This window comes from Flavobacterium phragmitis, assembly GCF_900112575.1.
Taxonomy (GTDB): Bacteria; Bacteroidota; Bacteroidia; order Flavobacteriales; family Flavobacteriaceae; genus Flavobacterium; species Flavobacterium phragmitis.
The window spans coordinates 126,444-150,107 of the sequence record NZ_FOMH01000002.1 but is presented as its reverse complement, the minus strand read 5'-3'; the positions used below and the strand labels follow the sequence as shown (position 1 = coordinate 150,107).

Genomic DNA, 23,664 nt, shown 5'->3' with positions numbered 1-23,664 from the left:
TCCATAATAAATAATGTAATTTTCACTTTCAAATATATCGGCAAGTAAGTGCGGCAAGTATACCTTTTCGATACCTTGAGTATGGAAGACCAGGACAAATACATCCTTGAGATCATGTATGAAGAGTCCAAGTTGAACTACCTCTTCCAGAAGGATGTGCCGTGCGGCAAGAAGACCAGGTGGAATAAACCAATTTTTTGCTTCAGTCGGGCAGCAGTTATGTTAAAAAAATAAGAGCGTGAAATTCAAATATTATGGAATTTTAAATCATTTTAGTGCTGGTTTTACTTTTGCATCCGTACAGCCGGGTCTTTCAGAAAGTGCTTTTTCTCCTAATTAAGTTATATTCTCGCGGTTGTTGCTGATTCAATAATTAATTTGGGATGCGGGCCGCTTGCAGTGATAGGCTCATAGAGATATTTTTGTTAACCCTCTACATTGTCTTATTTAGATAATTTCGATCTTTAAGTTTAATTTTAAAACTTGCCTTTTAAACAAGAAAATAAATAACACTTTTCTGGCTGCTGTTTTTTTAGGGACGTAGTTTATATAGCCGTATTCATTTAAATCTTTTATGCACCTGTGATAGGTGGCAGGGCCGGTTATTCTGGCTGTTTTCATAATTTCATGCCTGCAGGTTTTGTATTATTCTCTAAGTTTATTTTTTTTTGGAGCTGTTCCCGCTATGCGCTGCAATCTTTTGCGCCGAACCCCTGCGCAGAAGGATTTCCGCTTCTATCGGGGCTAAAAAGTTAAATAGACAATTTTTAATCGTAAAATTTGCCATTAAAAACTAATTGAAACAAATTAGGGGGTTGCAGATTCAGTTTCTGCTCTATGATTGGTGGTCGAACCCTGCTAAGTTATCAAATGAGAAATCAATAATTTATAATGTTTTTATTGTAAATTCTTGATTTTGTGTGGTTTTTTCTTTGTTCTAGACTTGTTTAAAAGAGAAAAATAAAAGCAAAAATGATCCAAGTTACCGTATTTAACGGCGTAATAAAAAAATGGCGCCAATTGTCTTCAATAGGCGCCATTTGGATGTAGTGCCCCCTAAAGGACAGATTACAAACCATTTCATGGAGGATTTAAAGAGATTGGCATACTGGAAGTAGAAGCTGTCTTTATATGGCTTCAACTTTTTGGTTTAGATGTCCTGTTGGGGATTGATGAAAAAATATCTAGTTTTTTTGCAATGAGCTATAAATGTTCTATTCATGTTCTTAACCCTTTATCAATGTGGTTTTTTAATTGTTACAATACTTGCCTGAAAATGTACAGTTAAGTATTGTAATGAAAATAATTCCAGTAGAAATTTTAGCCATTTTGTTTAATCTTTTACTATAAAGATTAAATAAATTACATTCATTTATCGTTAAATATAATCGAATTTCGTTTTTTCAAACAAACTATACACTTTATGACGCAAAGAAACGGGGGTGACTTCAATAAAATAAGTCAGCAGTTCTTTTGTTGTTGGGTAATTAGAAGTTTTTGATTTCAATATTCCGTTAGAATTGTTCCAATCCCGGATAAAACTTTTTAAAGCAAAATTCACCTTTTCTTCCCCAATATAATTTTGAAGAGCGTACATAACTAAAATTCCTTTTGTATTGAATATATAATCTTGTTTTTCAACTAATTCTAAAGGAACTTCTTGTTTGTGGTATCTTTTCTTTGCCTGCAGATAGACTTCTTGTTCTTTTTGCAGAAGCTGCTCTATTTTTTCTTTGGAATATTTCTTTTTCATGACCATTAAGGCAGAATATTGGGCCAGGGTTTCCAAAATCATATTTTTTCCTTGAACATTTGCCGCCTGCAGCTGCATTCCCCACCATTGGTGTGCTAATTCATGCGCTGTTCTGTAGAGAATAATATCCACATCTGATTGGTCATCAATATTGAGCATAAACTCATTGGATTCCGAAAATGTCACTGCACCGGAGAACGACTCTGCTTGCTGGGTGTAAGCAGGAGTTTCTATGATTCGAATATTGCTGTGCTTATAAGGGCCGTAATTTGCAGAAAAATAATCAAAAGATAATTTGGAAGCCTGTATCATTCTCTCCACGTTATATTGATGTCCTTTTTGATAATAGATTTCTAAATCTACCGGGACTGCCGAACTATTATTTTTAGGGTACCATCTGCTTTTGGAAACTTCATAATCTGCCGATATTATCGCATACTGATTTACTATGGGTTTATCTGTTTTATAATGGAAATAGGAACGACTGCCTAATGTCCATCTCTTTTGTAAAATGCCTGAGGAAATTGCCTTTTGCCTTTTTTCTGTCCCGATAGTAACTTCAAAATTGATTAAATCAGCGCTGCCTCCGGCGGCTGCATAAGTTAATTCCGTTTTATCGTTTCTTTTGGTCATTCCTTTTGCGGGAGGCAGTTCAAATTCTGCCCTGATTCTAGTATCATCAAGCTCATGTTCTTTGCTGTAGCCCAAAGTTGGAAATGCTTTATTTGTCAAGAATGTGCCATTTTGAAGTACACTGCTGTTAGAATCATTTTCTTTGAAACCTTTTGTTGTATAGGTCTGCTTAAATTTCATTTTAACGGCTTCACCCCCCTGTAATGCTTTCTTTAAGGTGTAGATGTAAAAACCGTATTGGTTATAGTGTTTATCTAAAAAAACTTCCCGTCCAAAATTTATTTCTTCTAAATTTATTTCCGGGCCCAACGGTTTTTGCAGATAGATTTTATAAATAGGTTCTTTTAAGGTATTGCTAAGGATGTAATAACCCTGAACGGTATAAGCTCTGGTTTTTGGATACAGCTCAACTTGCAGCTTAACATCGGTAATTTTAGGCTGCGGCAGATATTCAAACCTTTTGAGCTCTTTTTCATAATCTGCCTTAAATTTTAATTCTTCAGCCGTGTTTTGATATTGGTTGAGGATATTGGTATTGTAGAAAATATAACTTCCCAACAAAGTAAATACCAGTAATAAGGCCAATACAAATTGGAGCAAGGGTTTTGTAAATCGCTGCCTACCCAGCTCGATGCGTTTTTTTAAGCTGGTCTCAGTGCCCCTGACAGAGAGAATCGAGGCAAGGATAAGCAAGAGAATGCCTAATGCAATCCAATATGCCTTAATCCATAAATAGGATGCTAGAAAGTGACCGTAACCATTCATGTCCGAATAGGAACCCAGACCGCTCCCGGCAAATTTGTAAAGATCGTGCTCGAAACCAAAGAATTCTGAAACAGTATTTAGGATTACAAAAACCATTACAAAAATAAAGCCCGTGAATTTATTATTTGTGAGCGCTTGAAAGAAAAAGGATATAAAGGTGTACAAAACCAGAAAAGGAAAAAACTCAACAAAAAAGCCATAGAAATAAACATCCAGTTCATGGTGATACCAGCCATTTGCCGTTTGAAAGGCCATCCCAAATATAATCAGAGAGAGTATCAATACGATGTATATCAATAAAAGGCCAAGGAATTTGCCCAGCAGGATTATAATATCTGATATGGATGCTGCGCCATAGATTAAATCCAGTTTAATTTCTCTTTCTTTCCAGATGAGCTCGCCTGAATAGAAGATCAGTATTATTGCAAAAAAGTAAAGCGATAATTCTTTTAATTCTTTTATAACAAGATAGGTTTTAGGATAACTGGCAACATCATATGCAATATTCAGATTAATAGAGTTTATTAAAATGATAATCAATGCACAGACGATAATAGCCCAGAACGATACCTGCTTACAAATAGATATAAAATAAAACCATGTAAGCTGTAATAGCTGAACAAATTGTGTTTTAAAATTATACTGTATTAATACAAATGATATTTTGAGATTCTCGTCAGCGGCAGTATTTAAGTCATAGATAGTATTTATCTTTTTCTTTTCAGGTGTTTTATTTTTTGCTGCACTAAAATCAAACTTGAAGTATCCTATTATTAAAATAAGCAGTCCCAGAAAACTCCAGAATAATTTATTGTATAGAAGCACGCCGCTAAATGGAACGAGCATTGAATTGCGTTCTGTCGCTGTAAACAAGGCATTCATATCAGTGAGCGTTGTCAGGGAAAAAGGGTCTAAAAGGGCCTGCAGGAAATCGTTTTTTATAGATTTTGTCAATAGAAAGGGAACAAAAAGAAGTACTCCCTGTGTATAGACCACCATTAGGTTTCTGCTTAAAGCGCCGCTTACAAAAAACAATGCCGATCCAAAAAACAGCATGGGCAGCACTACAGTTATAAAGGGCTGAAGGTAAGCTGAAAAGTTAAAAGGCATTAAATTTTCGGGATAACGCCAAGGCATAAATTCTCCTAAAGCAAATCCTAATAAAAGCCCTGTAAAGACAAACAGTAACACTGCAAAAGAGCCCAGAAACCGGCCTGCTAAATAATCCCGCTTTTGGATTGGATTAACAAATAATAGGGATTCTACATTGTATTGATAGTCCCGCAATACTGAAACACCCATAATCAAAGAAGTCACCATCATTAAAATTGCGGTAACAGCAGCCATTGCTTTTGCTATAACTATAGGCGCATTTGTTTTTACGGAACCCATATCGATCCCTTGAAAGACAAAGTCCACACCGGCAAGGGAAAAGAAGAATATAAAAATAAAGAAGATATAGGTCTCAGGGCGTTTTATCCTGTATTGGATTTCGAATTTAAATATGTCGTACCACATGGTTAATCGTTAATTTTGATAGATTAGAATAGAAATTTTTAATTGATTAAGTATTCAGGAGAATTAAAGGTGCTTTTTAGAACTGGAAAGAATCTGGGAAAAGTACACATCTTCTAAACCGGCATTTACTGAAATAAAACCATTTTCGGGATTGTTTTCGCTTATGACATGAATTATAGGTTTTCCAAGAAATAATTTTTCCGCAATTACTTTATATTCTTTCTTGTACTCTTGCAATTCATTTTTATGAATTGTTTTTTGATATATTTTGCCTTCTGTCTGGTTTATTAATTCCAGAGGATTTCCTTTAAGAAGCACTTCTCCCTTATTGATGATGGCCATATTGGTGCACAATTCCTTAACATCATCCACGATATGTGTGGATAATATTACCACTGTCTTTTCACTAAGTTCGCTCAAGATGTTATAAAACCGGTTTCTCTCAACAGGATCGAGTCCGGCAGTAGGCTCATCAACAATAAGCAGTTTTGGGTTATTGAGTAATGCCTGCGCGATGCCAAAACGCTGTTTCATTCCTCCGGAAAATCCGCTGAGGTTTTGGTTTTTTACCTCATATAGATTAGTCTTATGCAAGAGTGCATCCACTATTTCGCGGCGTTCTTTCTGCTTAGTGATTCCTTTTAAGACAGCTAAATGATGCAGGAGGACTTGAGCAGAAATTTTTGGGTACAAACCAAATTGCTGGGGCAGGTATCCCAATACTTTTCTTAGTTCATGTTTCTGCTTTAAGGCATCTATATCTCCGAGTTTCACACATCCGGAGTCTGCCTCTTGTAATGTGGCGATTGTTCTCATTAAAGTTGATTTTCCCGCGCCATTGGGGCCTAAAAGACCAAACATGCCTACCGGAATATCCAGCGTTATGTTTTGCAGTGCTTTTACACCGTTAGAATAAGTTTTAGAGAGATTGGAAATGTTAAGACTGTTCATTTGATTGAATTTAAATTTTAAGCAAACCTATGGCCTTAGCTGATCCCAATAAAATAAATGTGATGAACCGGTCTGTTTTGTGACACGAAGACGTCCGGTGCCCATAAAGTGTTTTCATCACTTATTTATGGCAGTTGGAAGCGCTGTGCGCATTGTTTGACAACTTATTTTACCAATAATTTTTATTAATTTACATTTGTGATTATGATTTTAACAGTAAACAGCAACAGGAGGAATATCATCGGGGCAATTGCTTTAATTTTGGCGGCAGTCCCAATAGCGGCAATATTTTTTATCGTAATTACCTCAAATAAGGATTCTGTAGTGCTTTTTGAAAACTATAGTCCAAAAGTCAGCATTACGATCATCAGTTTTTATTTCCTGCTCTATCTGGCATTATTTTGCTTTGGCATTTATTGGCTGGTAAAACAAGTTCTGTTTATTATTAGATTAAAGAGCGAAAACGGGAAAATGGAACTGCTGCAACTGCAGAATCAGGTAAATCCCCATTTCTTTTTTAATATGCTCAATAATTTGTACGGATTGGTGGCAAAAGATCAAAAAAGAGCTCAGGAATTAATTTTGAAACTTTCCGATATGATGCGTTACAGCATTTATGAAGGCCGGAAGGATTTTGTTACCATAGCAGAGGAAGCGGCCTATTTGCAAAACTACATCGACCTGCACACAATGCGTTATCACAAAAAGATAAACGTAAGTTTTGAAACTACCCTGGAGGATGATAAGCTTAAAATAATCCCTTTACTTTATATAATGCTTTTAGAAAATGCGTTTAAACATGGCGTAGAAAATTTAAGAAAAAATGCATTTGTCAATATTAAACTTAGCTCAAATAATAATATTATATCTTTTGAAGTGGAAAATAACTATGATGCAGATTTAGCAGATCAGTCATCTGGTATCGGTATTAAGAATTTGAAAAGAAGATTAGAATTGGCTTATCCAAAAAAGCATGAGTTCTGGGTTTCAAAAAATGATACCACATACAAAGCACATTTAATCTTAAAATTATAATGATCAGGTATTTAATTATAGATGATGAACATATAGCCCATGCTATTATTGAGGAGTACTGCAGCATGCTTCCCAATATGCAGTTAAAAAAGAATTGTTATGATGCCTTAGAGGCCCTTGATTATTTAAGAAATCATACTGTAGATTTAATTTTCTTAGATCTAAATATGCCCAAATTAAAGGGATTTGATTTTTTAAAAACACTGGCATCTGCACCCAAAATTATTGTTACGACGGCTTACCAGGAGTACGCAATTGAAGGTTATGAACTAAATATTATTGACTACCTCTTAAAACCATTTGGTTTTGAACGTTTTTTAAAAGCGATAAACAAAATTTCCAGTTTGACTTCTAAAGTAAGTATCAATCCTGGGCAGGATGAATATTCAAGAAGCATTTTTTTACGTGCAGATAAAAAATACATACAGATTTTTATCGGTATGATCTTATTTGTTGAAGCATCAGGAAACTACGTTAGAGTCATTACCAAAAATGATAATGCAATACTTGTTAGAGAAAAATTCTCTGATTTAATGGAACTGCTGCCTAAGAATGATTTTATGCAGGTACATAAATCCTTTGCTGTTGCCATTAAGCACATTAAAAGTGTGGAAGGAAATAGAATTATAATGAGCGATTTTACAATTCCTATTGGTAAATTATATAAAATGAATGTAAATGGATTATTAAATTCAAAATTATAAAAGCATTATAATGTTTTCTTTATAAGTTTGTCCAATAGGTACTTTATATTTATCAATTAATATCCTGTTGCCTTCTATCTGTTTGATTTTATTTTTAGCAATAATAAAAGATTTATGGGTTCTTATAAAATAAGGTTTCGGAAGCAGCTGTTCCAAGGCAGAAATTTTTTGAGGACTGACAATCATCTCATTCTTTAAATATACTTTAGTATAATGCCCATAAGCTTCTATAAACAATAAATCTTGAAAATGAATTTGATGGTGCTTTTTATCACCTTTTAAAAAAAAGCTATTTATATTTGGTTCTGCTTCGTTTGGAGGCAATGCAGCACTACTTTTTTTATTTTGAGCACTATCAAATGTCTTGTTAATGGCTTTTAGAAATCGGTCAAAGCTAAAGGGCTTTAGTAAATAATCAGAAACATTAAGTTCATAACCCTCTAAAGCAAATTCTTTATAGGCTGTGGTCACTATTATTTTAGGTGGATTGGGTAATGTTTTTAAAAAATCAAATCCCTTTAATTTGGGCATATTGATATCTAAAAACAGAAAGTCTACTGCATTTTTATTTAAGAATTCTATAGCTTCAAAGGCATTATAGCAATTTCCTTTCTTTTGTAAATGGTGCAAGTTTTCACAATAGTTTTCAATAATACGATGCGCAATAGGTTCATCATCTATAATTAAAAAGTATATCATGTCATTTCTATTTTTAGCTGTAATTTATAAATAGAATCTGTAATGTCAATTTTCATTTGGTGTTTATTAGGATATAATAGTTTCAAACGCTGTTTTAAATTGTTTAATCCAATACCGGGAGTTTGAGATTCCCGCGCTTCAAAGTTATTCTCAATGTCAAAACAGATTAGATTATTATCAGTTTTTATATTAATGTGAATATAAGCATCTTCCGTTAAACGCTCTACTCCATGCTTAAAAGCATTTTCTAAGGGAATAATAAATAGTAATGGCGCAATTTTATATTCAGCTTGCCCCTCATGATTAAAAGAAATATCGACCCTTTTTTGATATCGTATTTTATGTAAATCAATGTAATTCTTTAAATATTCTATTTCATCCTTTAATGGTATGATATCTTCTTTTCCCATATAAATGGTATAGCGCATTATTTCAGATAATTTTAAAACAACATTTGGAGCATCCTCGGATTTCTCTATTATTAAACCATATAAATTATTTAAAGTATTGAAAAAAAAGTGCGGATTGATTTGGCTTTTGAGTAACGATAACTCTGCTTTGGCTTTTTTTGACTCAGTTGTTTTGAGCCATTTCCATTGCTGATAGTACCAAATTAAAAGTAACACGAAAAAGGGAGCAGTCAGGATAATTTTAATCTCTTTTTCCTGCTGAAAATAATTATTAACATTAGTATGAACCCTTATATAGTAGAAGTAGCCTAGAGCCAGAACATAAAAACCGAGTACAATCAATGCATGCTTCTTAAAATAGGAAGGCGCTATAATGGAAAAAAAAGATAATCCAACACCAGCTAATCCTACAAATGTTACTGGATTATCAATTATTTTGGAATTCATGTCGTTTATAATGATTGCCAAAAAAAAGACAATCAAGATAAGCAGCTTTAAACTAGTGGCTTTATGCTGTTTTAAAAATGAATAATAATGAATAGGCAGTGAGATTATCAGCCAGCTAAAAATGAAACTCAGTGTGTTGGACAATAGGGCGGTATTATCAATATAAATAAAATGAAAATATAACAAAACAACCACTATTATCCTTTGGATCACCAATCCATATATAAAAGCTTTGTACTTTTTAAGAAATTCAGCCATGAGTCAAAATTAACAAAAATTGACTTTTTTTCTCTACAATGTGCATCAATTCGCTTAAATGAGACATAAACACTAATATTTTCGACTTCAACTAGATTTGATTATGCAAATTAATTGTATGTGCTAACTATTTAAAGGTTCATGAAAAAAGTTTTAAACCATTTTAGTCTGCAGATAGGTTTGCTGTAAATTATAAATATTTAAAAATAAAACATTATGAAAAACTATTTTAAAATGATGCTGCTAATGCTGCTTTTAATTGTACAAAACACAATGGCGCAAGACAGTAAACGGCTTTTGGATACAAAAGACAGAAAGGCCATTGTATCGGCAGTGAAAGCTCATATTGAAAAATCTTATATCAATTTAGATTTGTCAAAAAGAATGATAATTGAACTGGATAAAAATTTAAAATCTAATAAGTATCAGAAAATTACAAGTCCTATTGAATTCTCTGAAATAGTAACCGAAGATTTACAAAGTATTAGCAAAGATCTGCATCTAAAAATTCGATTTGAACCCGAGCATATTGCCAGGGAGAAGAATGTTATTTCTCAGCAAGCGCAATTAGAAATGGAGAAAAGAATGGCTTTGCAGATGGCGGAAATTAATTACGGATTTAAAGAGGTGAAAATATTGGACGGAAATATAGGCTATTTAAGCCTAAACCAGTTTGCCGATATAAAATATGCAGAAGAAACTGTTGCAGCTGCAATGAATTTCTTAAGCAATACCAGTGCAATTATTATCGACCTGCGCGCAAATGGCGGTGGCGTTCCAAGTATGATGCAGTTATTATCGAGTTACTTCTTTGATGAAAAACCTGTTTTATTAAGTGATTTTTATGAACGGGAAACCAATGAAAAAACACAGCTATATTCGTTTGAAAATGTAAATGGAAAACGAAGTGCAGACAAACCTCTTTATATTTTAACCAGTAAACGCACTTTTTCAGCGTCAGAAGCATTTACTTACACATTAAAACATTTGGACAGGGCAACAGTAGTAGGAGAAACCACAAAAGGCGGTGCTAATAGAACAAAACGAATTAATATAGATAACGGATTCACAATATCAGTGCCTTACCTGCAGCCGATCAATCCGGTGACAAAAACCAACTGGGAAGCAAAAGGGGTTCAGCCCAACATAGAAACGAGTGAAAAAGATGCATTTGTATATGCGTATATAGATGCTGTAAAAAAAACAATGAAAAAAAATACGAGTAATGTATTGAACAAAATTGGCTATGCATTTATGCAGGACAAACAAATGGATAACGCACTGATTGTATTTCGGGAGAATGTAAAATTATTTCCAAATGATTCCAATTCCTGGGATAGTTTAGGTGAAGCGTATTTTTTGAATGAGGATAAAGAGAATGCCTTGAAATCATATAAAAAGTCTTTCGAATTAGACTCAGGTTCAGAATCTGCAAAAGCAATGATTCAGAAATTGGAAAGTATGAATTGACAAGATATCTATAAACAAAAGTAAGATGAATGTATTAATCCAAAAAAATATATAAAAAATGGCGCCAATTGTCTTCAATCGGCGCCATTTGGCTGTGGTGGCAGGAACGGACAAATTTCTATAAATTTTATGGAAGATTTCAAGAAATTGACTTACCATATATAGTGTCTGTCTTTCCTTGCTTTATGAATTTGGTTTTGATATCCTGTTGGGGATTGGTATAAAAATCTATTTGATTTTTTAAGACAGCTTAAATAGAATCCGCCTTAGCTTTGTGCGGCACTTTTGCAGGAAGCTCCAATAGTCGATTTGCCACGGTTTTGCAGCAAAACTTTGCCTTGTGAAATATCTTTATAAACCGCCTGAGCTTTTTGCGGTAAAATTGAAGGTAATTCCAATATTGTACAGCCATTTGACCAACTGAATCGATATAATTAAATTGCAGATCTGCTCTGTCTTAATGGAAGAGAAACTCTAAATTCTGCACCTTTATCTTTTTTTCCGGAAGCGGTGATTGTTCCATTATGCCTTTTTGCTATTTTTCTGCAGAGCGAGAGACCCAGGCCGTTTCCTTCATACTCATCTTTGGAATGCAGCCTTTCAAAGTCATTAAAAATCCTTTCAGCGTAGACTGGGTCCAGTCCGATTCCATTATCCTTAATGATGATCCTTAAAAAGTCCGAACCATTATCCTTTATAATCGACGATTTTATGGTAACACGCGGGGGCTGATCCGGTTTTGAAAACTTTAGGGCATTTTGAATAAGGTTGTAAAAGAGCTGGTGTATTAGAATTGGTGCCTCTTGGATATCAGGAAGTTCTCGGGTAATTAGTATGGCTCCTTTTTCTTTTATGATAAGCTCGAGATCGGTCTTAATATTTTCAAAAATCTCATTGAGATTTATTTTTTCAACAGTCTGTATGGATTTGTTAATAGTGGAGTAGGCTAAAATCCCTTCAATAATATTCTGCATTCTCTGTGCACTCTGATCCAGTTTGTCAAAATATTTTTTAGATTTTTCTTTTATAAAATCCTGCGCCTCATTTTTTAAGAGATTATTGAAAAACTTAATTTTCCTTACAGGCTCTTTAAGATCATGGCTGACAATATGTGCAAAATGCAGAAGATCATCATTGGAGCGGCGAAGCTCTTCTGTGTTTTGTGCAACCTGTTTTTTTAATTCTTCCTGAAACTTCTTCTGCTCATTAATATCCAGAATAGTTCCTATAATGGTCTGGGGCGATCCATTTAAATCACGAATAATCTTTCCGGTTATTTTTACCCACTTCTCAGATTGGCCGCTGCTGATTATTCTTGCTTCATAAGATATCAGCCCTGTAATTTCGGCTTCTCTATGTGCATTCTCCCGGACAGCCAGATCTTCGGGGTGGATTTTTGAAATTAAAACATCAATATCTTTGAGTTCATCAACTGCTAGAATCTGCTTAAAGTTTCCGCATGAAACAACTTCTCTGGTTGTTAGATTTATCTCGTATGTTCCGATGCCCGAAGCATCAATTGCCATTTTAAGCCTTTCATCTGCCTTAAGGGTCTTCTCTCTGGATTCATGAAGTTCTGTTACATCTGCAGCGGTATTAAGCACGCCGTAGATATTTTTATCTGAATCGTAAAGCGGAATAAAACTATAGTTAAAGTAATAGTATAAAATTACACCATTTCTGCTGACTTCTACTTTTTCATCCCGGGCCTGAATTGGTATTCCCGTTTTTAAAACGCTAAGAGCCTGATTAGATAAATATTCTTTTTTAGAATCTGGAAGCACTTCGCTAAATGTTCTGCCCAGCACCTGCTTTCCTCTGCCCCAGGTTTCGGTCATAGCTTGGTTAGCAAATACAATCATAAGATTATCACCAGTATAGACGGCCGTAGGCAGAAGGGTATTGTCCGCTATGTCTTGCAGAAGAATCGTATTTGGATGCATAGATTATGTTTTTTGGTGCTGTAAAGTTATCCTAAAGCGGCACTGACTGCATTATGCCGGCTTACTAAGATGTTTCATAATTCCCATGTTTAATGTGGAAATTGTGTAAGCTTTTTATGCAGAAATAAACTAATTTCTAAACTCAGTCCAGCAACAATTAATAAAAGGGATCTGAGAGGGGAAGATATAAGTAATCATTAAATGAAAGGTAATTTTCTAAATGGGTATCATTATTTGTCAATGAATCAATTCAATACAATTTAGGATAATAAAAACTTAATCCTGACTCTATTCCTCGTGTTCGAATCCTGTTAAGTTATCTAATTATAGATTGAAAATTCATTTTATTTTTCTTTATGATACGTATTTTTCTGGCTTTTTCTTTATTTAGAGTAATTATAAAATAAGGATATAAAAGCAAAAATGATTGAAAAGGGAGAAATAGGAATTGCCAGAAGATTACACGATATTACTACAGGAGAATGACATTTTTTCTGCTTAAAAACCTTGGAGCTGACGTACTGATCGATTGCAAAACAATTGATTTTGAAACTATACTTAAAGATTATGATGTTGTTGTAAACAGCCAGGATCAAAAAATACTTGAAAAATCGTTGAATGTTTTAAGACCAAATGGAAAAGTAATTTCTATTTCAGGACCGCCGACACCTGAATTTGCCAAAGAAATGGGACTGCCTTGGTATTTAAAAATCATTATGTCTCTGCTTAGTTATGGCGTAAAAACTAAGGCTAAAAAAAAGCAGGTGCACTACAGTTTCCTATTTATGAGGGCTGAAGGATCTAGTAGAGGAAAATTATAAAAAAGAACTTAAAATCTGCCATTATGCAGAACTTATGCAGATCTCTTCCAGGACATTATCGGGTCTTACCAGCCAATTATTAGATAAAAGTCCCTCTGAGATTATCTGCGAAAGGATTATTGCAGAAGCAGAAAGATTGCTACTTGGCACCAGTTACAATATCAGTGAAATTGGAAATTGCCTGGGTTTTGACGATGACTCTTATTTTGTAAAATATTTTAAAAAATATACCGGTATCTCACCTTTAGATTTCAGGAGATCCAGCTTAAAAGAAATATCTTAATATTAAGCAATACTGATAATCCTTGAGCGTATTATCAATCATTTAGTTCAGAACAGAAAATAATTATTTGCTTTTTTATTATCCATAATCAAACTGGTCAGGACCTGCAATAGGAAAAGATCCCTTAAATCATTCTTTGATTTGCATCTATATTGATGAAGCTTATCACATATGCCAAATAATTTATTTAATGTTTTCCGTTTCATGGTTTTATATTAGCGGAATGCTTAAAAAATTAATTTAATAAGGCCAAAAGGCTCTTGAATTGTTTTATGATAAAAAAAAAAGCACCTGTCAGGGACAGATGCTTTATCAAAGTTATAGTATATTAAGCTATCACTACATTTACTGCGTTCGGCCCTTTTTGGCCTTCTTTTATGTCGTATCGAACCGAGTCGTTTTCACGGATATTTTCCGATAGGCCTGAAACATGGACAAAAATTTCATTTCCTCCGTTATTTGGCGTTATAAATCCGAAACCTTTATCTTCATTGAAGAATTTTACTGTACCTTCCTGCATCTTAAATATTTAATTTGTTCAAATGTAGTGTATTGAAATGCGGTAAAGGGTAAAAAGAAATTAAATTGTGTTTTTATTAACTTTTAGGAAGAAGTTTAAAGGCATAACTGCTGGTCTGCATGCTTTTTTATATTCTTTTTTTATAATTAACAAAGGTTATGAATATTGGCATTATTTTATCTGTTTGCATCGCCGGCTTCTTTAAAGTTTATCAGGCAGGTGAATTGTTTTAGCTTGGTAAGCTGCTTTTTAAGCCCCTGTCATTTTTTATTTTAATTATCCCCTTAAGGCTTACGGTGCTCTGGTCATTATCTGGATTTAAAACGATATATCCCTGCTGTTCCAAAAATATTAAGGCATCTACTGTTTCTGCATGCTTCAGCTTTTCAAGAGACGGATCGCCAATATTCATGCCTGAGGTTTTAAAAACCGGGTTAAGCAGTTCTGAGAGCTCTTCAAAAGTAAGGCATGAATTAATATTTGCTGCAAGTAATTGAAGTATTTTATCAGGAAGCACAAAAGTTTTTTCCACAAAATATTTTTTTTAAAAATAAGAAAATTGAATCAAAAATAAAAAAAATGGGAAGCTATTTTTTTATATAAGGTTTTAAATCACAAAGCATTCCTCCCTCACTCCTGTAAAAGGTGTGAGCTGAAAATAATCAGTTTAGAATTTTTAAGGAAAAAAAAGCAGGCAGTAAGTAATTAAGATGCCAAAGAGTGCTCTGCATGACAGATAATCCTTGCTGAATTTGAATCCATTTTTCCTGGCAGGCGATCATGTAAAACAGGCTGACGGCATAAAGCAAAATTTTAAGTTCGGCTGGAAGTACTATTTTATAGCGGCCAGGCAGAGTTTTGATATTTTTTAGGAAATTTTTACGGTCTTTGCAGCGTTAATTTGTATATGAATCTATGTAAAATCTAGAGATATGGAGATAAGCTGCGAAGAATTATTATGGGAGATTATTTTTTTGCTTCACGAAAAGATAAAGGATTTTTACATGCATTCTCCAATGGAGTGCTATAAAACCATGAATATCCAGTTTGCAGGCTTTACGCAGCGGGTGCCGCAGTATTATATTGCTTCATGCCTTAATATCAGTACCGTGTACCTGAGCTGCCTGGAGTATGCCATGAAAAAAAACATCCAAACAGTTAACATTTGTTATTGCATGAAAACCTCAGGTTTATTTATTTGCAGTAGTGCCTGATTCAGCATGTTCGTCAGCATGCAAATTTAAACGTAATTAAATGCAGATTTATGTACAGCAGAATAAATGAAAATATAAAAACAATCAGAGAACTTAAAAATTACACCCAGGAGTATATGGCCTTAAGGCTTAATATCACACAGGCGGGCTACAGCAGGATTGAAAAAGGCTCAAACCGATTGAGTTTTGAAAAGCTGGAAGAAATTGCCGCAGTCTTTGAAATGGATGTTAGAAACATCATAAAGTTTGACATCAGTCATTATGTGGAACCCGGCTTTAAAAGCATTGCCGGCACAGGACAGGGCAGTGTTTTAAACAGGCTCTACAGTGACAAGATTGCCCTTCTGGAGAAACTGCTGGAAAAAACCGAAAGGGAACTCAATCTTTATAAAAATAAATTCGGGTGCCTTTAAGAGAGTTTTCCTCTGGCTTAGAGCAGGCTGCGGCGGCAATGCCTTTGTGGTGCAGGGGCTTGAAATCAGTTAAGAAAAAGTTTTAATTACGGTAAGATTCCTGTTTTTGTTCAGGTTCCGGAAAATTGTGTATATTTAATTATTAGTAATCTTTTGTATCATCAGATTTTAAAGTTTTAAGTCAATATAGATTATAGATATAGCTTTTTAATTTTAAGATTCCTTAAACTTATACTATAAAATAGAGAATATTACGCCATAAAGCTATGAAAAATATCTATTTTGCCGATGACGATCCTGATGACAGGGAAATTTTTGCCGAGATTTTTTATGAGATGTTCCCTTTGGCGGGCCTGAGGCTTTTTGAAAACGGCAAAGCGCTTATGGAAGCCCTGTCTGTAAAACCGGATCCGCTTCCAGACCTTATCCTTCTTGATCTGCAGATGCCCTTAAAAGATGGTTTTGAATGTCTTAAAGAAATACGCAGCTGCTCAGAAGATATAAAAGACATTAGGGTTATTATTTTTTCCACCTCGGGAAATCCCCGAACTATGGAGCGTGCCTTTGGTATGGGGGCGGATTTTTATGCCGTCAAGCCCGTCTCATACAGTGATTTAAAATTCCTTATACGCAGAGTCATGGAAATTGACTGGAAGGATCCCCATGCGGGTCATGGTTTCCTTTTAAGCTGAAATTTTTTATTTTATTCAAAGGATGATTTGAAGTGGCCCGGCCGGCCTGCTGCTTAGCAGCCGTGGCTGTATTTCTCTGCGCAGTCAAAGTTTTTGCGAGGGGCTAGGCAGTGAGTGCCAAGGCAGAGCAGCCGGATCTGCCGCTGCAGGTATTTTTAATCTCAGGGCACAAGTGATATTATTATCAGTTTTACTTTCAGCATTCACTCCAATTTTCTTTCAGCGTTCATTGCCGCAGTCTGCTGTTATATCAAAGTACTGAAAAGAAACAAGGGATATTGAGCTTTAATGGATTGCGGACATATTTGAAAGACAGAGCTTTTTTACAGTCTGGTGCACAATGCCCTGAAATTTTCCAAGGCAGAGGTACCGCCCCGTGTGGCTATCGCCTGCAGTATCATAGAAGACGAGCAGGGGGATTGGATGCAGATCAGTATTGAGGATAATGGCATCGGGCTTGATGATGCTAACAGTGAGCGGATCTTCACGTCCTTTGACTGTCATCATTCCAAAGACCATTATGAAGGCAGCGGTGTGTAGCTTTCGCTCTGCAGGAAAATTACTGAGCAGCATGGCGGCACCACAAAAGCCAAAGGACCAGGGCTCGGTCTTTACGTTGCTGCTGCTCTTAAAGCAGCGGAGCAGCACATTTTAGGCCGTACAGGTTATTTTTTAACATTCAGGCATGCCTGGGTTAGCTTTTTAATAATTATATTTGATTTATAATCACAGCGGTTTATCACCGTAAGTTTTTTTTACAATGCACAGACAAGTACAATTCAGGGTGAGAAAGGATCTGGAGCCTCAGCAGCAGCTCAGGGTAATTAAATTAAAAGGAAGCCTTATTTCAAAAGGCTATACCGAGATTATCCATATCATGGACCAGGACGAGCAGTATCATATCAATACTTTTGAGACCCAGGCCGATAAAAGAAATGAAGTGCAGCAGTATATTGAGGCCTTTATAAGTGAGCAGAACCTCTCGCAGACCATATCAATAGATTACCCAGCTTAACTCAATTAACTCAGGATTTTTACCCAGGCCCGTCTGCTGTACCCAGGCGGGCTTTTTTGTTTTTGGTATCAAAGATCCGAAAAACCGTTTTCTTCACATCAGAAGGCCGGAGCATCCCATACGCCGGGGCAGCTTTTTTTATACCCTAACAAGTGAGCTTTGGTTTTCATTGCGGTCCGATGCAGGAAGCTGTCTTTTTAATTCGGTTTATTATGAAAACGGCCCTCTGCGGGGAGGCATTACTGGTTTTAATTTCATTGCTGTATTTTGCAGATGCAGCCTGCCGGTAAGATCAATGGGTGTAAAATTCAGTGTTTTAAGAAAATTCCGGGTGGAGTTTCCAGAAGCCTTGTGATCGGCAATAAAAAATATTTCTTCCCTATTTGTATGGGCCGTGCATTTGCTGTCAGCTTTTAAATCTATCGGATTGAAGAGCTTTACAATATGGGCCTCGGGGAGCAGCGATGCCGTAATTTTGTAGGTCATTGCATGGGTTATGCCCGATAAAAGCGAGTGGGGATCAAAAATCAGGCTGCTGGTATGCAGGATTATTTTTCCTGACATCTCCGGCAGCTTCTTCAAGATACACTCCAGATCATCCTTTGCAAGGAATAAAAGTATGATATCTGCTGCCGCTGCCTTCTCAAGGGAGCCAAGGGCGGCATTGGATCCCATTTTTGCAGTAACTTCCCTTACAAGGCTGTTGCCCCTGGGATTGTGCAGGGTAATTTTATATCCTGCCCTGGCAGACCTTATGGCCAGTTCAAGGGTAAGGCTGCCGATTCCTATGATTCCAATTCTCATAATTATTTGGGTTTAATGATACAGGGCGCATTATATAGAACATACACACTCTCAGCCTTGAAGCTCGCGCCGTTTTTTTTTTAAAGATTTTTTTAATCAGACTAAAATTAGTACAAATGCCTTGCAGACCTGCCCGTATTTTTACCTGTTTTTGGATTTTTTTTCAAAGACCTGGTCTGATCTCCGGTAAAGGCGGCAGAATTGTCAGCGAGGCCATAGTGCTTTATAAAATCTGGCCGGCGGTTTTTTTTGAATTATTTGTGCCTGCTCTTTGCGGGCTAAATTTCCTGCTGTTTTTAATATTATTGGTTTACAGGAATCTTCTAAGCATTTTTGCGCTACATTTGATGAGTTTAAATCCGCTTTGAGATGATAAATTCTGAGAATGCCCGCACGTCCCCTGAAGGGTTAAATGAAAAAGAGCCGGTAAAGATTATACTGGCCGAGGATGATACCGAAGACCAGGAATTATTCCTTGATGCCTTGGAGGAGGCTGAGGTGCCCTCTGAGGTAACGACCGTTGAAAATGGTCAGGAGCTCCTCGATACGCTCAGGGATGAATCCAAGCCCAATCCCGATATGATTTTTATCGATATCAATATGCCCGTTAAAGGAGGGAAAGAGGCGCTGGAGGAAATAAAGAAAGACGATGGGCTTCGGGACATCCCGGCCGTTATGCTTTCCACTTGGGATCATGCTTCGGATATTGAAGATGCCTTTGAGAAGGGGGCCGACCTATATTTGCAGAAACCCAGTTCTTTTGCCGGATTTGTGCTGCTGCTGAAAAAAGTGTTCTTTCTGCACTGGGCCAAAGCCTTGATGGGGCCGGTTAGAAATTTATTTTTTGTCTCGGAAAAGCATTTGTCAAACCGGGAATGACCGGGGCTTTTTCACTGTGCATTTTAATGGGATCAAAGTCATGCAGCATGATCTGTGTTGTCCGGATCAAAGTCCTCAAAAAAGAGAAGCAGGCAGGTCTTCGTGTAATGGGAATCATATTATCACAATAAAGTGCAGGTATCAAATTAATTTTTTCCTGGAACTGTCCCCGCTCTCTGTTATAATCTTTTGTAGCGGACCACGGCGCAGAAGGATTTCACTGCCAATCGGGGCTAAAATCTGGCGGGCATTTTTTTTTGCTGATCAAAAAAAATCTGTTTTGTAAGAGAGCATCATTTTGGTAAGTTGTGGTTTCAAAAGGACACAATGCAGGGATAGTTTGGTCTTCATTGGTTTACCAGGTATTCTGTAAAACGATTTCTCCTACTGATTCGTTTTTATCTGCCACTGTTTTTAGAATGCTGTACCAGGTATAATTTTCAACTGTAATTTCAATAAGATAAGGCTGCGCGCTAAGGTTTTTTATTAAAAATTCCCCATTATGATCCCAGACCTTAAAATCCTGGATTTTTTTTCTCTGATCTGTAAAAGCATTAAGCTCGAAAACCTTAATGGAAAATGATTCAATAGGATTGAATCCGCTATCTACAATCCTTCCCCAGATACTGAAGCTTTCCTTCTGTGATTGAGCAGTGAAAAGGGGCATAAAAATAAGGGTAATTAAAAGTATTCTTTTGATCATAATATTTGATATTAGCTCATATTTACAGGCCTTTCTTGACATAATGAGGTGCCTGGGAAGTCCATAAGTGAATTTTATCACAGAAGTAGGCTCTCCCGGCATCCAGGAGGCAGTGTTTTTAATTTTTATAATTGATCCTGATGGTTTTAAAGTCTCCTCCGCTGCTGTCTGCTGTAAAGAGCCCTATTTTTCCCTGTGATGCACTGCTAAGTTTCTGCACTGTGAGGGAAGGCTGGGCCGCATTGTTTATAAAGGCTTTGACAGTTGCGCCCTCAATTACTAATTTCATTGTAAACCAGCCGTTGGGGTCTGGCGGATTTATGATTTCTTTCTCAAAAACCGCATTGCTCTGCTTTCTTAATCTATCCCAGGTAAAATCGGGATGGGAAATATACTGTACGGCATGAATTCTGCGTATGGAATCTTTAGCAGAGAAATTAAAAGGACGGCAGTAGACAGCATCATAAGTGCTGTCATCGGCACGGTGAAAGGCAATCCCTATAAAACTCCGCTGGAAAACGTCTTTTCCCCGCATTTGGATTTCAATTGTACCGTTTTTAAAGTCCTTAAAAGGCAGCCATACAAGGCCTTCCTTTTTGCTTTGGGCTATTTTTAGATAGGCTCCGCTGTCACTGGAAACAATTTTTACCTCTCTGTTTACCGGTTTCAGCTTACCTTTTTTGTATAAATCAGCAAGTTCAATGGTTTGCCGCTGCTGTCCAAATAGTAAGCAGGGGAGCAGTATCAAGGTAAACATTAAGGCAGATCTGGTGCTGTTTTTCATGGATAGGCTGTTTTGGAAAAATATTTTCATCCGCAAAAATACAATACAGCCCAAAGGGAATAATTACCGGTTAGATAACAGAACTACCATTTTGATAAGCATTCCTGAATTCTTTTGGGGAAGTCCCGGTCTGCGCCTTGAAGAAACGCGTCAGATGATTGGCCTGGGAGAATTCAAGCCGGTACGAAATTTCATTTACATTAAGCCTGGTATAACACAGCAGGGACTTTATTTCAAAGAGTATAAATTCATTTACCATTTCAGAAACGGTAACTCCGAACTGCTTTTTGATGCATTTATTGAGCGTAACCCTGCTGATGCCCAGCTGCCGGGCGTAATAGTCGATGTTTCTTGTCCTGCGGACTTGCTTCTGCAGGATCTCCTTGAACATAAATGCAGTACTGTTATTTTCTGTTTCGCAGCAGAGAAGGTAATGCGATGCATAGGCCCTGTTGAGTTTGATCAGTACAGCATACAGCAGTGCCCTTATAAGGTGGTCGCTGTCTGACCTGAATGTTTTTATCTCAGCGAGCAGCTCGCCGATTATATTCTCCAACTGTGAAAAGAAATCATCACTAACCTTGATAGAGAGCGGTTTGGTTTTGTTGTAGAAATACTGTAGCCTGAAAGTGAAGAGCTTGTCAGAGAAGAAATCAGACAGGAAGCTGTCCTGGAAAAAAAGGAAAGAACACTCTATTTTAGTCTTGTCCAAAAACCATTTTCTTTTTTGAAATGGAGAAATAAAAATCACGGTATGGTCTGAAATTTCAATTCGCTGCTGGTCAAGTTCTAAAATCCCGTTTCCTTTAGAGAAAAATATAATTTCGTAGAAATCGGTATCATGAAGCTCGCTTTCAAAAAAATAGTATGGAATGTCCCTGTAAGTGCCTGTATCGATAAGCAGCTCAGCTTTATATTTGTTTTTTAAGAATTTAAATCTCTTCATTATCAGTATGTTTTCCGCATGATCATATAGGCTGCAAGGCTGTAAAAATAGTTATTTAAACCCGGATTATGCCATAGCCCGGACCGCTGTTTAATTATTCAAACAGCTTACAGGTGCATAATACTGCATTAAAAGGATTAAAACCAATACGGCGCCCAGATTGGGGCGGTCAAAAAGAACGGTGCTGAATATCCGCTGTATGCTTTCAGCGGCATCTTCTGGAGGCGGCCGCTTGATAATATAACCGGTAAAAAGTAAAATATAAGATGCAGGTATAAGGATGCCTTTTAAAACAGCGCCGCACATTCAGGGCTGTTCGCTTTGGTTTTCACTTGAAATTTGCTGCGCATTTGCTCTCATAAGCATATAAAAATCTTTTAGGTGCCACCAGGCCGGACACATATCAAGGCTTCCTTTGTAATTCTTAATAGTGGCGTAGCAGCTCTTTAGAAATGCCTGTGAATCTGTAATTTTGGCCCAGGGCTTCCAGTCCACTTCTTTGGTCGGGGGAGCGGTTTCAAAATAACGTTTTATTTCCTCGGTTGTCATGGGGCAAATTTACGCAAAATGGGCAGTCCTGTCAAGGGATTTGAGCCTCTACTGGGCAGGTGTTTTTCTTTTGGCAGACTGTTTTTCATACGTATCTGAGAGTCAAATAGGTATTTTTATAGATTTGATTCCAGTTCTTTAAAAGCATTTCTAATAAAACCTTCCTTATCAGCATTCATCTGTGCCAGCAATTCTTTTCTTTTTTCAGGAATGTCGGTATACTTTTCCGCCCAAAGATTAATTTCAACAATTATTGGAATTAAATCCATTCCTTTCTGCGTCAATTGATATAATACTTTGGCTTTACTGTCAGGATGTTCCAGTTTCTGGATAATTCCGTTTTCTTCCAATGAAAGCAGCCGGGCAGCCAAAATGTTAGTTGCTATTTTCTCATCAGACTTTGCCAATTCGCCATAGGTGCATTTTTTTTTAAGCATCAAATCCCTAACAATCAGCAGTGACCACTTGTCTCCAAAGGCTTCAAGTGAAAAACTTACCGGGCAGTCTGATCTTTTTTTTTTAGTTTTCATAAAATAAATTTAAAACACTTGCTTTTTGCAAGTAAATGTATTTATATTTGCACTTGCATTTCGCAAGCAAATATAGAGATAATAAACTAAATAGAAAAATTATGGAATTAAAAGGTAAGACAATTTTGATTACAGGCGGCTCTGCCGGAATTGGATTAGAGGCTGCAAAACAATTCATTGCAGAAGGCGCTAGGGTAATTATAACAGGCAGGGACCAGAAAAAACTTGATCTGGCTAAAAAAATGTATCCGTCACTAACAGCAATCAAAAGCGACGCTTCAAATAAGGAAGCTGCCGAAGCATTATATAGAGAAATTGACCAATTGGGAGGCATTGACATTTTGTACAACAATGCCGGAATTATGAACGGCCTGGACAATTTAGGCATAAGCAGTACAAAACATTTTGAAAAAGCGGCCGCAGAGATTAATACCAATTATTTAGGGATTGTACTTTTGAATAATCTATTTATGGATATGCTGCAGTCCAGAAAAGAAGCAGCTATTATCAATACCTCATCAATCTTAAGTTATACGCCGTCGATTCTCGTGCCGACCTATTCAGCTTCCAAAGCTGCGGTTCGTTTTTACACAGAAGCATTAAGAGAACATTTGCACGTTATCAGAAGTAATGTGAAAGTATTCGAAATATTGCCGCCTCTTGTAAAAACCAATATGTCAGAAGGCATGGATGGCAAATCGATAACGCCTGATGTTCTGATAACGGGTCTAATCAAAGGTTTGAAAAGTGATACCTATACAATTCGTATTGGAGATACAAAAGCCATTTATCTGCTGAACCGCTTTTTGCCAAAGATGGCACATAAATTAATAAATCCAAAGGGGGCAAGTCTTAAACAGCATCTTAATCAACTTTAATTGGTGGTGTATAAAAAATGAACATTGTTCATTTAATTTTATATCTT

General features: G+C 36.3%; 25 protein-coding genes. 11 read left to right on the top strand and 14 right to left on the bottom strand.

Annotation, left to right across the window (positions count from 1 at the left end):
* Window positions 1-1,378: 1,378 nt before the first annotated feature.
* On the bottom strand, window positions 1,379-4,669 hold the full coding sequence (locus tag BM289_RS03570; RefSeq protein WP_091490917.1) for an ABC transporter permease/M1 family aminopeptidase: 3,291 nt from the start codon (window positions 4,667-4,669) through the stop codon (window positions 1,379-1,381).
* 63 nt (window positions 4,670-4,732) lie between these two features.
* A complete protein-coding gene (locus BM289_RS03565) occupies window positions 4,733-5,620 on the bottom strand; it encodes an ABC transporter ATP-binding protein (protein ID WP_091490916.1) in 888 nt (295 codons plus the stop codon).
* A 204-nt stretch (window positions 5,621-5,824) separates the two neighbouring features.
* On the opposite strand from BM289_RS03565, the gene BM289_RS03560 reads away from it, so the two are divergent.
* Together BM289_RS03560 and BM289_RS03555 are read left to right on the top strand one after the other, a co-directional pair.
* Window positions 5,825-6,655: a sensor histidine kinase gene (locus BM289_RS03560; RefSeq protein WP_091490914.1), complete on the top strand. Its 831-nt coding sequence runs from the start codon at window positions 5,825-5,827 to the stop codon at window positions 6,653-6,655.
* Window positions 6,655-7,359 (top strand): LytR/AlgR family response regulator transcription factor, encoded by a 705-nt coding sequence (locus tag BM289_RS03555; RefSeq protein ID WP_091490913.1) that lies wholly within the window; start codon window positions 6,655-6,657, stop codon window positions 7,357-7,359. Before BM289_RS03560 ends, BM289_RS03555 begins: the two co-directional genes overlap by 1 nt.
* Here the strand turns inward: BM289_RS03555 and BM289_RS03550 are convergent.
* The gene (locus BM289_RS03550) at window positions 7,354-8,058 is read right to left on the bottom strand and encodes a LytR/AlgR family response regulator transcription factor (protein WP_091490911.1); all 705 of its coding nucleotides are present in this window, start codon (window positions 8,056-8,058) and stop codon (window positions 7,354-7,356) included. The genes BM289_RS03555 and BM289_RS03550 overlap by 6 nt on opposite strands.
* Complete coding sequence (locus BM289_RS03545) at window positions 8,055-9,173, bottom strand: sensor histidine kinase (protein WP_091490909.1); 1,119 nt, start codon at window positions 9,171-9,173, stop codon at window positions 8,055-8,057. The genes BM289_RS03550 and BM289_RS03545 overlap by 4 nt, the downstream gene beginning before the upstream one ends.
* Before the next feature lie 216 nt (window positions 9,174-9,389).
* Between BM289_RS03545 and BM289_RS03540 the strand changes: the two genes are divergently transcribed.
* On the top strand, window positions 9,390-10,643 hold the full coding sequence (locus tag BM289_RS03540; RefSeq protein WP_091490907.1) for a S41 family peptidase: 1,254 nt from the start codon (window positions 9,390-9,392) through the stop codon (window positions 10,641-10,643).
* Between the two features lie 266 nt (window positions 10,644-10,909).
* Here BM289_RS03540 and BM289_RS25730 read toward each other — a convergent pair whose 3' ends face one another.
* Window positions 10,910-11,041 (bottom strand): hypothetical protein, encoded by a 132-nt coding sequence (locus tag BM289_RS25730; protein ID WP_262489163.1) that lies wholly within the window; start codon window positions 11,039-11,041, stop codon window positions 10,910-10,912.
* Window positions 11,042-11,077: 36 nt separating this feature from the next.
* The gene (locus BM289_RS03535; RefSeq protein ID WP_091490906.1) at window positions 11,078-12,586 is read right to left on the bottom strand and encodes a PAS domain-containing sensor histidine kinase; all 1,509 of its coding nucleotides are present in this window, start codon (window positions 12,584-12,586) and stop codon (window positions 11,078-11,080) included.
* A 482-nt stretch (window positions 12,587-13,068) separates the two neighbouring features.
* On the opposite strand from BM289_RS03535, the gene BM289_RS03530 reads away from it, so the two are divergent.
* Complete coding sequence (locus tag BM289_RS03530; protein WP_091490904.1) at window positions 13,069-13,407, top strand: zinc-binding dehydrogenase; 339 nt, start codon at window positions 13,069-13,071, stop codon at window positions 13,405-13,407.
* A gap of 34 nt (window positions 13,408-13,441) precedes the next feature.
* Complete coding sequence (locus tag BM289_RS03525; RefSeq protein WP_091490902.1) at window positions 13,442-13,690, top strand: helix-turn-helix domain-containing protein; 249 nt, start codon at window positions 13,442-13,444, stop codon at window positions 13,688-13,690.
* 328 nt (window positions 13,691-14,018) lie between these two features.
* On the opposite strand, the gene BM289_RS03520 is transcribed toward BM289_RS03525, so the two are convergent.
* On the bottom strand, window positions 14,019-14,210 hold the full coding sequence (locus BM289_RS03520) for a cold-shock protein (protein ID WP_091490900.1): 192 nt from the start codon (window positions 14,208-14,210) through the stop codon (window positions 14,019-14,021).
* A 229-nt stretch (window positions 14,211-14,439) separates the two neighbouring features.
* The gene (locus tag BM289_RS03515; protein WP_091490898.1) at window positions 14,440-14,742 is read right to left on the bottom strand and encodes a hypothetical protein; all 303 of its coding nucleotides are present in this window, start codon (window positions 14,740-14,742) and stop codon (window positions 14,440-14,442) included.
* Window positions 14,743-15,474: 732 nt separating this feature from the next.
* Between BM289_RS03515 and BM289_RS03510 the strand changes: the two genes are divergently transcribed.
* The 4 genes from BM289_RS03510 to BM289_RS03495 all read left to right on the top strand — a co-directional run bounded on the left by BM289_RS03510 (window position 15,475) and on the right by BM289_RS03495 (window position 17,544).
* Window positions 15,475-15,837 (top strand): helix-turn-helix transcriptional regulator, encoded by a 363-nt coding sequence (locus BM289_RS03510; protein WP_091490896.1) that lies wholly within the window; start codon window positions 15,475-15,477, stop codon window positions 15,835-15,837.
* A gap of 266 nt (window positions 15,838-16,103) precedes the next feature.
* Window positions 16,104-16,529: a response regulator gene (locus BM289_RS03505; RefSeq protein ID WP_091490895.1), complete on the top strand. Its 426-nt coding sequence runs from the start codon at window positions 16,104-16,106 to the stop codon at window positions 16,527-16,529.
* A 333-nt stretch (window positions 16,530-16,862) separates the two neighbouring features.
* Window positions 16,863-17,069, top strand: coding sequence for an ATP-binding protein (locus BM289_RS03500; RefSeq protein ID WP_244165317.1), 207 nt, complete (start codon window positions 16,863-16,865; stop codon window positions 17,067-17,069).
* Between the two features lie 220 nt (window positions 17,070-17,289).
* Complete coding sequence (locus BM289_RS03495) at window positions 17,290-17,544, top strand: hypothetical protein (RefSeq protein ID WP_091490891.1); 255 nt, start codon at window positions 17,290-17,292, stop codon at window positions 17,542-17,544.
* A 210-nt stretch (window positions 17,545-17,754) separates the two neighbouring features.
* Here BM289_RS03495 and BM289_RS03490 read toward each other — a convergent pair whose 3' ends face one another.
* Window positions 17,755-18,348 carry an NAD(P)-binding domain-containing protein gene (locus tag BM289_RS03490; RefSeq protein WP_091490889.1) on the bottom strand — a complete coding sequence of 198 codons (594 nt, stop codon included), beginning with the start codon at window positions 18,346-18,348 and terminating at the stop codon, window positions 17,755-17,757.
* Between the two features lie 369 nt (window positions 18,349-18,717).
* Here BM289_RS03490 and BM289_RS03480 point away from each other — a divergent pair, with 369 nt between their 5' ends.
* Window positions 18,718-19,227, top strand: a complete 510-nt coding sequence (locus tag BM289_RS03480) for a response regulator (RefSeq protein ID WP_091490885.1) — start codon at window positions 18,718-18,720, stop codon at window positions 19,225-19,227.
* A 355-nt stretch (window positions 19,228-19,582) separates the two neighbouring features.
* Here BM289_RS03480 and BM289_RS03475 read toward each other — a convergent pair whose 3' ends face one another.
* The 5 genes from BM289_RS03475 to BM289_RS03450 all read right to left on the bottom strand — a co-directional run bounded on the left by BM289_RS03475 (window position 19,583) and on the right by BM289_RS03450 (window position 22,739).
* Complete coding sequence (locus BM289_RS03475; protein ID WP_143102036.1) at window positions 19,583-19,930, bottom strand: carboxypeptidase regulatory-like domain-containing protein; 348 nt, start codon at window positions 19,928-19,930, stop codon at window positions 19,583-19,585.
* Between the two features lie 118 nt (window positions 19,931-20,048).
* The gene (locus BM289_RS03470) at window positions 20,049-20,714 is read right to left on the bottom strand and encodes a hypothetical protein (protein ID WP_091490881.1); all 666 of its coding nucleotides are present in this window, start codon (window positions 20,712-20,714) and stop codon (window positions 20,049-20,051) included.
* A 70-nt stretch (window positions 20,715-20,784) separates the two neighbouring features.
* Window positions 20,785-21,660 carry a helix-turn-helix domain-containing protein gene (locus BM289_RS03465; RefSeq protein WP_091490879.1) on the bottom strand — a complete coding sequence of 292 codons (876 nt, stop codon included), beginning with the start codon at window positions 21,658-21,660 and terminating at the stop codon, window positions 20,785-20,787.
* Between the two features lie 306 nt (window positions 21,661-21,966).
* The gene (locus tag BM289_RS03455) at window positions 21,967-22,209 is read right to left on the bottom strand and encodes a DUF6965 family protein (protein WP_091490876.1); all 243 of its coding nucleotides are present in this window, start codon (window positions 22,207-22,209) and stop codon (window positions 21,967-21,969) included.
* Between the two features lie 116 nt (window positions 22,210-22,325).
* Window positions 22,326-22,739: a winged helix-turn-helix transcriptional regulator gene (locus BM289_RS03450; RefSeq protein ID WP_091490874.1), complete on the bottom strand. Its 414-nt coding sequence runs from the start codon at window positions 22,737-22,739 to the stop codon at window positions 22,326-22,328.
* 101 nt (window positions 22,740-22,840) lie between these two features.
* Here BM289_RS03450 and BM289_RS03445 point away from each other — a divergent pair, with 101 nt between their 5' ends.
* Window positions 22,841-23,617, top strand: coding sequence for an SDR family oxidoreductase (locus BM289_RS03445; protein ID WP_091491532.1), 777 nt, complete (start codon window positions 22,841-22,843; stop codon window positions 23,615-23,617).
* Window positions 23,618-23,664 lie beyond the last annotated feature (47 nt).